Source organism: Micromonospora inaquosa (assembly GCF_003857055.1).
GTDB lineage: Bacteria > Actinomycetota > Actinomycetes > Mycobacteriales > Micromonosporaceae > Micromonospora > Micromonospora inaquosa.
This window is the reverse complement of the sequence record NZ_QGSZ01000153.1, coordinates 61,227-72,754: the sequence shown is the minus strand read 5'-3', so window position 1 is coordinate 72,754 and position 11,528 is coordinate 61,227. Positions and strand designations below refer to the sequence as shown.

Annotated in this window: 6 protein-coding genes; all 6 read right to left on the bottom strand. The window is 74.0% G+C overall.

What is annotated here, in order from left to right; genetic code table 11:
* The coding region (locus DLJ59_RS07175; RefSeq protein ID WP_208648581.1) for a condensation domain-containing protein at positions 1-1,441 on the bottom strand (1,441 nt) is incomplete at its 3' end.
* Positions 1,428-2,723 carry a condensation domain-containing protein gene (locus DLJ59_RS07170; protein WP_124771716.1) on the bottom strand — a complete coding sequence of 432 codons (1,296 nt, stop codon included), beginning with the start codon at positions 2,721-2,723 and terminating at the stop codon, positions 1,428-1,430. The genes DLJ59_RS07175 and DLJ59_RS07170, both read right to left, overlap by 14 nt.
* Before the next feature lie 20 nt (positions 2,724-2,743).
* Positions 2,744-5,746: a non-ribosomal peptide synthetase gene (locus tag DLJ59_RS07165; RefSeq protein WP_124771715.1), complete on the bottom strand. Its 3,003-nt coding sequence runs from the start codon at positions 5,744-5,746 to the stop codon at positions 2,744-2,746.
* Positions 5,746-9,972: a condensation domain-containing protein gene (locus tag DLJ59_RS07160; protein ID WP_124771714.1), complete on the bottom strand. Its 4,227-nt coding sequence runs from the start codon at positions 9,970-9,972 to the stop codon at positions 5,746-5,748. Before DLJ59_RS07160 ends, DLJ59_RS07165 begins: the two co-directional genes overlap by 1 nt.
* Positions 9,969-11,300: an MFS transporter gene (locus tag DLJ59_RS07155; protein WP_124771713.1), complete on the bottom strand. Its 1,332-nt coding sequence runs from the start codon at positions 11,298-11,300 to the stop codon at positions 9,969-9,971. The genes DLJ59_RS07160 and DLJ59_RS07155 overlap by 4 nt, the downstream gene beginning before the upstream one ends.
* Complete coding sequence (locus DLJ59_RS07150; RefSeq protein WP_124771712.1) at positions 11,300-11,509, bottom strand: MbtH family protein; 210 nt, start codon at positions 11,507-11,509, stop codon at positions 11,300-11,302. The genes DLJ59_RS07155 and DLJ59_RS07150 overlap by 1 nt, the downstream gene beginning before the upstream one ends.
* Positions 11,510-11,528: the final 19 nt, after the last annotated feature.

The window sequence follows — 11,528 nt, the reverse complement described above, 5'->3', positions numbered from 1 at the left end:
GGCCGTCCCCGGCCAACCGCGCGGCCACCACGCCCGAACGCCGCCACAGCTCCGCGTACGTCCACCGCACGTCCCCCGCGACCACCGCCGTCGCATCCGGCGACCGTTGCACCCAGCTCCGCACCGCCGATACGACGTCCACGACGTCCACCGGCTCCGCGACCGACCAGGCCTCGACCGGCCGCGGGGCCAGGTCGATCACGCGTGTGGCGGCCGTGGCCTCGGTCAGTACCGCGCGGACGGTGTCCAGCAGGCTGTCCGCGGTCTCCGCCGCGACCCGGTTGGCGGCGTACTCAATCATCAGCTCGATCCGCTCCGGCGCCTCGGTGACGCTGAGCAGCAGGGCGCCTTTCGCGGTCTGCCCGGCCACCGGCATCGGCGTGATCGTCAGGCCGGGCAGACGAACCGTGTCGGGGACGGTGGTGTGCACGAACATCGTGTCGAAGCCCCGGCGGGGCCGGTCGTCACCGGCCAGCAGGTGCAGGGGAAGCGCGGGGCGGCTCATCGCGTCGCGCAGGGTGCCGGTCACCTCGGCCAGCACGGCACCGAACTCCGCCTGCGGGTCGACCTCGACCGCCACCGGCACCACGGCCGCGAACGAGCCCACCACGTCGATGTAGCGCGTAGGACGGTTCGCGGACGCCATGGCGAAGCCCGCGTGACGCCCGTCACCGAAGCGGGCAAGCGCCACGGACCAGCCGGCCGCGAGCACCGCAGCGACCGTGGTCCGCCGCGTGGCGGCCAACCGGCGCACCGCGGCCAAGTCGGCGCCGACAAGTTCCCGGACCACGCGCGCACCGCGATAGCTGTGGGTGCCGGGCCGGGTGACCAGTCGATCCGGGGTGCGTTGAGCGACTGCCAGGCGCTCGCGCCAGACGTCGCGGTGCTCAGCCAGGCGGTCGGCGCCCAGGTCGCGCAGCTGCTCCGCACTCCACTCGGCGTACCGGGTGTCGGGTGGGCCGGCGGGCGCCTGCCCCGACGCGTACGCGGCCAGCAGATCGCCGGCGAGCACCTCGCGCGAGCGGCCGTCGGTGACCAGGTGGTGCAGGACGAGGCAGAACACCGCGCCGTCGTCGAGCAGCAGAAGCGTGGCCCGCAGCAGCGGCGGGCGGTGGAAGTCGAACCCACCGGCGCTGGCCGCCCGGATCCGCGCGTCCAGGTCCGCCTTCGGCGCCGCGCCGCCGCGGAGGTCGTTCGCCGTGAACGGCACATCCACGTGGTCGTGGACGGTGGCCGTGGGCAGACCGTCCCGCCATCCGTAGCCGGTCCGCAACACCTCATGGCGGGCGACGACGTGACGTAACGCCGCGTGCAACGCGTCCGCGTCGACCTCGCCGCGCAGGCGCAGGACGTAGGGAATGACGTACGCCTCCGCGCCGCCCGCCGACTGGCACTCCGTCCACAGCGCCGCCTCGACCGGGGACAGTTCACGCTGTCGCATAGGTTGTCGGTCCTTCCGAAGTCGAGACAGTGGGCGAGTCGACGGGGCGTGCCGGATCCGACCGGGTCAGCACGTCTAAGTGGCGGAGGAAATCGTCGGCGAGGGCCTCGGCGCGGCTGGCCGGCAGGCGGACCCCATTGACGTGGAGCAGCAGCAGCGCGGGTTCGCCGATCATGGCGGCCGCCACGATCGGCTGCGGCGCGTGATCGACCACGTCGAGGAACTCGATCTGGCAGCCGCTGCGAGCGCCGGTGAACTGCTGGATCGGCGGGAAATGCGAGACGACGAGGATGGAATCGGCGTCCAACGCCCGCCGCTTCTCCGTAGCCCAGGTGCGTACCAGGCCGGTCTGTAGCCGCTCCAACCACTGGCCGAGCGGCTGCCCGGCCGGCGCCGGCACCATGATCGGGCTGGTGGCAACGAACATGCCGATGGTCTCGGCCGAGCAGGGCACCTGGTGCGGTCGGCCGTAACCGACCACCCCGAACCGGGCCGGGTCCTCACCCGTGCACCGCTGGACGGTCAGCGCCCAGGCCGCGTGCACGACGGTGGCGACCGTCACTCCGGTCCGGCGGGCCATCGACTGGACCCGGTCCATCAGGTCGGGGGCGAATGGCCGGGCGACCCGCCGCTGCTCGCTCGGCGCGCGGGTTCCGCCCAGAGCGCGGACCAGCACACCCGACCGGTCCGGCATCGGCTCGGCGGGCGGCGACACGGCGAGGTTCTCCTGCCGCCAGCGCACGTAGGCGGCGAACGAGCCGGCCGGTGCCCGCACCGTCCCGGTCTCCCCGGTAAGGAGGTGGTCGTACTCCTCGGTCAGATCGCGCAGCAGGATCCGACTAGACGTGCCGTCCATCACAAGGTGGTGCGAGGTCCAGCAGAAGTAGGCGGACTCGCCGTCGTGCACCGCGTACGGCACCACCGTGCGATCGCCCTCCAGGTCCATCTCACGCGCAAACTGCTCGTCGAACAGTCGCATCGCCACCGCCCGGAACCGGTCCGGGTCACCGCCGCGCACCGACACCATCGGCACGTGGACCGGTGTGCTGGCGGGGAATTCCTGCGACGGCACGGGCACCCCGGTCCACCGGAAGCGGACCCGCAGCATCTCGTGGCGCGCGACGGTCCGCGCCCACGCCTGCTGGAAGAGGTCTGGGCGGAAAGGCCGCACGCGGCAGCGCACCTGCAGGGCGTATGTCGCCATGCCGTCGTTCAGGGACTCGAACAGGATGGCGCGTTGTTCCGGTGTGAGCGGGACCATGTCGTGCGATTCGTCAGGCATGGACGCCTCCTCGCGGGCGGTCAGATCAGATGGTGTGCGGCGGCCTCGACCAGGCGCCGCAGGGTGGCCGGGGGTACCTCGCGGGGGGCCGCCCACCGGAAGACGAGCTCGTCCTCCACCAGCACGCAGTCGAGTTCGAACACGTTGCGGCGCGACGCTGCCGGGTCGCGCTGATCGGGCAGGTCGAGGTCCACGTCGAGGACCGTCGCGCCGACGGACAGCCGCTGCTCCAGCCGGCCGAGGTAGTTGAACCGCAGCAGCGGCGCGGGAAGCTTGCGCAACTCGGCGGTGCCCGGCAGGGCGGGGCGGCCGTAGGCCAGCGCCAGGAACCCGAGACCGGTGCCTGGCACCCCGTCCAGGGCCTGCCGCACCGCCGCGAGCGCGCCAGCCGCGTCGTCCGCCGCCGGCAGCGGCACGGCCACGGGGTGGAAGCTGGTGAACCAGCCGACCGCACCCGATCCCGGGGTGCCCTCGGACCGGCCGTGTCGCTCCACGTCGATGCCCAGCGTCTCCATTGCCGGGAAGGTTTCCCGGAAAGCGCGCAGCACGGCAGCGAGCAGCAGCCGGTCGGCGAGGTCGGGATGCCGGCCGATGGCCTGGGTGAACGCCTCCACGGGGGAACCGTCGACCCGGTGGGTCACCCGGCGGGCGTCGCCCTCGGAGCCCGGTCGCACCCCGTCGAGGGACGCGCCGGCCACCCGGGCGGTGGCGAGCCAGTACGGCAACTCCCGGTCGTACGCTCCGGCGGCGGTTTCGCCGACGTGGTGAGCCACCCAGGCCGGCCAGGATGCCGGCGCGGCCGGTACCCGTCCAGCAAGCACAGCGGCGAGTTCGGCGAGCAGCACGCGCAGCGACACCGCGTCGAACACCGCGTGGTGGCAGACGAGGACGAACCGGGCCCGGGCCGGGTCGTCGGCTTCGAACCAGACGAGCCGAGTCACCGGGCCGCTAGTCAGCGAGAGGCTGCGCTGCCACTCGGCGATCAACTCGTCGGTCTGTTCGTCGTGCAGGTCGGCCACGAACTCCAACGACACCGGCACGCTGCCGCCGTCCAGGTGCAGCTCCCCCTCGTCGATCCGCGCGGTCAGCATCGGATGCCGGTCCAGCACCTCGGTCAGGGCGCGACGGACCGCGGCGTGGTCGGTGCCGCTGACGGTCGCGCCGACCGAGAGGTTCCAGTGGTCGCGGGCCACCGGTTGAACGTCGACGAACCACTGCTGGATCGGAGTGAGGGGCAGCCTGTCACCGGTCCGGCCGACGCCGTCGCCGGCCGGGCCGCCCGCCGAGTCCACGGCCGCCGGGGCAGTGGGCGCGCGGTCGGCAAGCAGGGTCGCCAGGGTGGCCGGCGTGCGGGCCTCGTAGACGTCCAGCGGTGTCACGGTCAGGCCCGCCTCACCCAGCTGCCCGCAGATCATCACTGCGGTGATCGAGTCGCCGCCGGCAGCGAAGAGATCGGTCTCCGCGGTCAGCGTTGGGTCACGCAGCACCTCCCGCCAGACCTGGAGGATGCGCTGCCGGACGGGGTCGATGTCGTCCGGTTGCCCGGTCACCTCCGGCTCCTCGCGCGTCCCGGCCAGCGCCCGGCGATTCACCTTGCCGTTGCTGTTGCGCGGCAGGCTCGGCACGACGCTGAACAGGGCCGGCACCAGGGCCGCCGGGAGCTGCGCGGCCGCCGCCTCGCGTACCGCGGCGCCGGTCTGCCCGTCGGCGAGGACCACGAACGCGGCCAGGACCGTGCGGCCCTGCGCCGCGGTCTGGCCCACGACGGCCGCCTCGACGACACCCGCCACGGCGAGCAGCACGCGCTCGACCTCGGCCGGTTCCACCCGGATGCCGGAGACCTTGACCTGGTCGTCGCGGCGGCCGCGGAACAGTAGTGCGCCGTCCGGCCGGAGTTCGGCAAGGTCGCCGGTGCGGTAGGCCCGCCTGTCCCCGCCCGGGTCGGGCAGGAACCGGTCGGCGGTGAGCCCCGGGGCGGCGACGTACCCGCGGGCCAGGCCGGGGCCGGACAGCCAAATCTCCCCGGTCTCCCCCGGCGCGCAGGGACGCAGGTCGTCGTGCCGGACGGTGACGGTCATGCCGGGGCGGGCCGCGCCGATCGGGATGTCCGCCCCGTCGCCGGCCGGGTCTACCCTTCCCACCGTGGCCCACACGGCACCCTCGGCCGGCCCGTACTCGTTGAACAGCGGCGCCGGACAGCGTTCGGCGTGTTCCGCGGCGAGGCCGGCGGGCACCGCCTCACCGGCGACCGCCACGATTGCCAGCCCGGCGAGATCGGCCGGCTCGGCGAGGGCGAGCACACCCCGCCACACCCGGGGCAGGGCCAGCAGGTGGGTCACCCGCTCGGTTCGGATCAGCTCGATCAGCCGCCGCGGGTCCGTGCGGGCGTCGTCGTCCGGCACCACGAGGGTGCCGCCGTCGGCGAGCGTCCAGAACAGACCGGCCACCGAGCTGTCGAACGCGGCCGGCGAGTGCCAGAGAAAGCCGCCCACGCGCCCCGGGTAGACGCTGCGCCGCGCCAGGGTTGACGCCACCGCGGCGGCATGGTCGACGGCGACCGCCTTGGGCTGCCCGGTCGACCCAGAGGTGAGGATGAGGTAGGCCAGGGAGCCGTCGTGCGGGCGCGCCGTGGGCGGCGCGGCCGCCGCCGGCGGCCCGTCCAAGTCGACGACCGGGACGCCGGCCTCGCGCAGACGCACGGCGGTGGCGCCGGCGGACACCACCAGCGGCAAGCCGATGCGCTCGGCCGCGCCGGCGATGCGTCGGACCGGCCAGTCCGCGCCGAACGGCAGGTATGCGCTGCCCGCACGCAGCACGCCGAGCACCGCCGGCACCAGTTGCAGTGGGTCGGCCAGGCAGACGCCGACTGGAGTGTCCGGCCCGGTGGCGAACCGGCTCAGCTCCGCGGCGACCCGGTCGGCCGCAGCGTGCATCTCCCGGTAGGTCAGGCGCCGCCCGGCGTGACTCACCGCTGGCCTGTCCGACGGGCCGACGATCAGGTCGGTCAGCAGTCGACGGTCCATTACCCATCCCCTTCCGGTGCTTCTGCGCCGGCGACCGCACGGATCGCCAGGGTGAAGTGCGCGAGCAGGTCCTCGGCCTCCGGCACGGTCAGCAGACCGTCGTCGTGGTTGAGGCTCAGCTCCAGGTCGACGGCAGCCACTGCGGTGACCGTGACGCCGTAGTTGGTGCGCTCGAACCCATGCAGCGGCCGCAGGTGCAGGCCCGCGACACCGCCCGCCGGGACGGCCACCATGGTCCGGCTGGTGCCGAAGTCGAGCAGGTGGTCGAAGAGCACGTCGCGGGGGGTGGCACCGGCCAGGCGGCGCACCTCGACCAGGGACGCGCCCGAGCGTTCCTGCAGCGCCAGCAGGTCGGCCGCGGTCGCGACGGCCGGGTCCACACTGGCGCCGAAGCGCACTCGGAGCGGCAGTGTGTTGATCAGCATGCCGCTGGCCCCCTCGATGCCCGGGATCCCCGCGTCGCGCCCGGAGAGCACCGCGCCGAAGGTGACGTCGTCCTGGCCGAGCCGGTCGCGCAAGGTGGCCGCCCAGGCGACGTGGACAAGCGTCGCGGGTGCCAGCCGGCGGCGCCGCGCGCAGCTGCGGATGCGGTCCCAGTCGGCCCGGGACAGCCGCACGGTCGTCTCCCGGTGCACGCCGGACCGGCGCCGCCCATAGTTGATCAGGCGAGTCGATCGCGCCCCGGTCAGATGGCGGGCCCAGAAGTCGTCCGGCCCATGGGCGGGCGCGCGGGACACCAGCTCGGCGGCGGCCACCCGTGGCGGCAGGGCCGCCGATCGCCCGGCGCGGACCCGGGCGTACGCGGTGAGGACATCAGCCACGAGCAGGTTCATCGACCAGCCGTCGAAGACCAGGTGGTGGTGCGTCACGACGGTGAGGTGCCGGCCGTTCGGCAGGGCGGCCAGGGCCACCCGCAGCAGGGGCCCGGTCTCCAGATCGAACGGCGTCCCCCGTTCCTCGGCGGTCAGCTCCACCGCCAGCTCCGCCACGGTCCCGGACCGGTCCCGCCAATCGAGGAGCCGCACCGGCAGCTCCACCGACGGTGCGATCAGCTGCGACGGCAGCAGTTGCCGCCGCCAGGCGAACGAGGTGCGGGCCGGCGGGGTGGCCTGCGCAGCGGCCCGCCAAGCCGCCACGAAGGCGTCCGGATCGAACTCGCCGGTCAGCTCCACCGCCAGCTGGCCCAGGTAGGCGTCCGGGACGGTGGACTGCACGGCGTGGAACAGGATGCCCTCCTGCGCCGGGGTGAGCGGCAGCTCCGTTGTCCCGGGCGCGAGCAGAGCACGCAGGGCATCGTCGAGCTCGCGCTGCAGAAGCCCCGCAGCGGCGTCGTCGACGGTGCGGCCGTCGAGTTCCACCGCCACCGTCAGCGCGTCGCCGTCGACCCAGCCGTCGACCACCACCGGGCAGGGCCGCCGCAGGTGGCCGCCGCGGGCCGGGCCGGCCTGCACCGCCGAGCCGGCCGCGATCAGCGCCGTGCGTTCCGCTGAGGTGCGCCCGCGGAAGTTCGCGGATACGTCCGGTGTCGTCGGCAGCCGCAGGCTGTCGCGGACACCCCGGTCGGGGTGCAGGTAGCGCAGCACGCCGTAGCCGCTGCCGTCGCCCGGCACTGCGCCGACCGCCGACCGGATCGCGGCGAGGTTCTTCTCCGGTCCCCCGCCGAGATCGACCGGCAACGGGAACATCGCGGTCAGCCAGCCGACGACGTCGTAGCCGGCGGGGCCGGCTGCCGCGTCCCGGCCGGGGCTTTCCAACTCGACGACGCAGCGCGTCCGTCCGGTCCAGCGTTGCCAGGCGGTGAGCGCGGCGGCGAGCACCACGTCGGCGAGATCGCTGGTGCCGATCAGCGGCACGGTCGCCGTCACGGTGCGCGCCTCGCCCTCCGTACCGCCGTCCTCCCGAGCGGCGTCGGCGGCGATTCCGGCGACGACTCGTGCCCAGTGGTCCCGCTGGTCGTCGTATGCGCCGGCGGCGACCCCGGCGTGCAGGTCACGAACCCAGTCGGCCACGTCCGGCTCGGACGCGACGGAGGGTGAGCTCCACCCGCTGCGCACCAGGTGATAGGTGGCATCCAGCTTGTTCATCAACAGCCGCCAGCTGACCACGTCGACCGCCGCGTGGTGCGCGAGCAGCAGCAGCCGTCGGCCGCCGTCGCGGCCGACCAGGAGGGTGGCGCGCAGCTGACGGCCCGTAGACGGGTCCAGCTGGGCGGTCGCCCGTTCCCGGACCGCCGCCAGCGTCGCGTCGTCCCATCCCGGCACGGACTCGATCGCCCAACAGCCGCCGGCGACGGTCGCCGGTGACGACCGCCACCCGCCGTCGGTTTGCCGGTAGGCGGCCCGCAGCGCGGGAAACAGGTGCGGCAGCGCCTCGACCGAGCGGCGCAACGCGTCGATGTCGACGTCCGCGACGAGCTCGACGAGAACGTACTGGCCCCACGCGGCGGGCACCTCGCCGAGCCGATCGACCAGCCAGTGCACCGCCGGGGTCAGGTCGGCGTCGGCGAGAGAGGGTGACGCAGGGTGACGCCCGGCGGCCGGGGGCACCGGCGCGTCGGCCCCGGCCTGTCGGATCCGGCGAGCCAGGGCACGGACGCTGCCGGCCTCGAGGATGTCCCGGGGACGGACGGTGACGCCGAGCCCGCGTGCCTGCAAGGCAAGGGTAAGGCTGGTCATCGAGTCGCCGCCGACGGTGATGAAGTCGTCGTCCGGGCCGACCGCCGGGTGCAGCGCCTCCCGCCACTGGGTGAGCAGCGCGGTCTCCAGGCTGTCCTCAGGATCGGCGGGCGGCCCGTTGGTGACCAGCGCGCCGGTGGCGACGGCGAGTTCCTGGCAGGCGGCATGGTCGATCTTGCCGGCGGCGGTGAGCGGCAGCGCGTCGACCGGGTGGATACGCTGCGGCACGGCCGCGGGCGGCAGGGCGGCCCGCAAGGCGTCCGGCAGGTCGCTGGCCGGGCCGGTGAGGACGGCCAGCAGCGCGATGCGGCGCTCCCCCGCCCGATCCTCGACCGCGACCGCCGCGCAGTCGGCGACGTCGGGGTGCCCGGTCGCCTCCGCCTCGATTGCGCCGAGCTCCACGCGGAAGCCGCGGATCTTCACCTGTCGGTCGGCGCGCCCGAGGAACTCCACCGCACCGTCGGCGTGTAGCCTGGCGCGGTCGCCCGTCCGGTAGAGGCGGGCGCCCGGCTCGAACGGGTTCGGAACGAAGACGGCGGCCGTCCGCCTCGGGTCGTCGAGGTAACCCCGCGCCATCGTGCCGCCGATATGGATCTCGCCGACCTCGCCCGGATCGACCGGCCGCAGGTCGGGGCCGAGCACGTGCCACGAGCGACCGGCCAGCGGCGTGCCGAGCGGCACCGATGCGGACGTGGCGGCGAGCGCCGCCGAGTCGACGGCGCACAGGCTGGTGGTGATCACCGTCTCGGTGGGGCCGTACGCGTTGAGCAGCGCCACCGTCCGTAGCGGGCCGTTCAGCCAGCGGCGGGCCGCCTCGGCCGGCATCACGTCGCTGCCGACGATCAGGGTCCGTAGCCGGCGCGGCGGGGTGGGGTCGGTCTCGCCGGCCAGCAACCGCCAGTAGCCGGCGGGCACGTTGGCGACGGTGACCTCCTCGGCGTCGAGCAGGCGCAGGAAGTCGGCGGGCACCTCCGGTAGGCCCGCCGGGTGCAGCACCAGCGTGGCGCCGTGCACCAGGGGCGCGAGCACCTGCTCCACATGCACGTCGGCGCTGGGCTGCGCGAATAGCAGCGTCCGGTCGCCGACGGTGAGACCCACCCGGGCACCGAAGGCGAGCAGGTGACCGGCCAGCGCCGCGTGCGAGACCACGACGCCCTTGGGAACGCCTGTGGAACCGGAGGTGTGCAGCACGTAGGCCGCCTCATCCGGGTGCACCCGGATGGGGCGCGCGCCAGCGGGCGGGGCGGCCTCGTCGCCGGTCAGCACCCGCGTCACACCGGTCTGCCGGATGAGCTGCTCGCGGCGGGCCGCGGCCAGCGTCGGGTCCAGGGGCACGTAGCAGCCGGCGCGCATCGCCGCGAGCAGCGCGACGACGAATTCCACCGACCGCTCCCGGTGCACCCCGGTCACCGTCCCGAGGCCGCGGGCCAGGTCCTCGGCCCGCTCCACCAGCGTCGCGTAGGAGATGTCCCGGCCGTCCGCCCGGACGGCCACCGCGCCGGGCCGGGCTTCGGCCCGTGCCCGCAGGAGGTCCCAGACCGGGCCGGTCATCGGTGCCCCGTCCGGGTGGGGACGGCCGGCGCCGGGCCGGTCGGTGCCGGCACCGGCGCCAGGTCCGCCGGCTCGACGCCGATCGGCTCCGGTTGCTCCGGCGCTGCCTTCGGCAACACCTGGGCGCGGTACGCGGGCCCGCGTAGCAGGAGGACCGCACCGACCACGAGGATGCCGCTGCCGGACACCAGAAAGATCCCGTGGATGCCGAGGAACGGCGCCAGGATCGGGGCGATGGCGGGACCGATCACGACGGGCACGGTTACCGCAGCACCGGTGAGCGCGCCGACCCGGCCCATCAGGTGCGCCGGGGTGAGACGTTGCACGAGCGTCCCGTAAGCGATCGTGGCCGCGGCGGCGCCGGCCCCGATGATCGCGACGACCACCAGCCAGACCCCGACGACCGAGTCGAGCCCAGCGAAGCCGGCGAAGCCCATTGCGCCGACCAGCGAGCCGACCGTGACGGCTGAGGCCGCCATCACCAGCAGCAGGTTGAACCGGTCACCGATGGCGGACAGCAGCCAGGCGCCCAGTCCGCCGCCGACGCCCATGCACACCATGGCCGTGCCGGTGAAGCCGGGCCCGGCACCCATCTCCCGGTACCAGATCGGCACCATGATCTCGAACATGGTGGAGAACAGGAACGCGACGGCGATCGCGCCGACGGTCAGCCGCAGCGGTCGGTTGGCCCACACCACCTCGAACGCCGCCGCGATCCGCTTCCGGTACGGGTCGGGCCGGTCGGCGGCCGCGTTCGCGTCCGCCGGGATGGCGCCGACGATCCCGACGAGCACCGCCGAGGCGAGGAACAGGGCTGCGCAGACAAGCAGCGTGACCCGGGCGTTGAACAGCCCGATCAGGATGGCCGCGATGCCCGGCCCGGCCAGCCCGGTCAGCATTCGCTCGGTGACGCTGCGCAGTGAGTTGGTGCGCAGCAGCATGTCGTCGGTGACCCGGTAGCGGATGAACCGCTGCTCGGCCGTGTTGAAGAATCCGCCGCAGAACGTGGCTACCGCGCTTAGCGCACAGAGCAGGGCGAAGTCGTCGGTGAGGGTGATCCCGGCGATGGCCAACGCCCGTACCGCGTTGGCGCCGACCATGACCGTGCGCGGTTGGAACCAGTCGGCCACCAGCCCGACGAGCGGCGCGCCGAGCACCATGGGCGCTGCTCCGGCGAGGGCCAGGAGCGCGATGTCACCCGGCCCACGGTGCCACTGGAACACCACAATCGTGATGATGGCCAGGTAGTCGAGGCCGTCGCCGAGGTTCGCGACCACCTGGGCGGTGTACAGCCGCCGGAACGCCGGCTGGCGGAGGGGCTGGAGCATCAGCGGCCGTCCGCCGCCAGCGCGTCGCGGAGGCTACGGGGACGAAGGTCGGTCCACAGCTCCTCGATCCGTGCCAGGCACTCGTCCTTGGTGCCCGTCACGCCGACCTCGGTCCAGCCGGCCGGGACCGCGATCGCGGTCGGCCAGATCGAATACTGCTCCTCGTCGTTGCGCACGACGGTGAACGTGGCGGTGGGATCGTCGAACATCTCTTCTCCTCGATCGTGG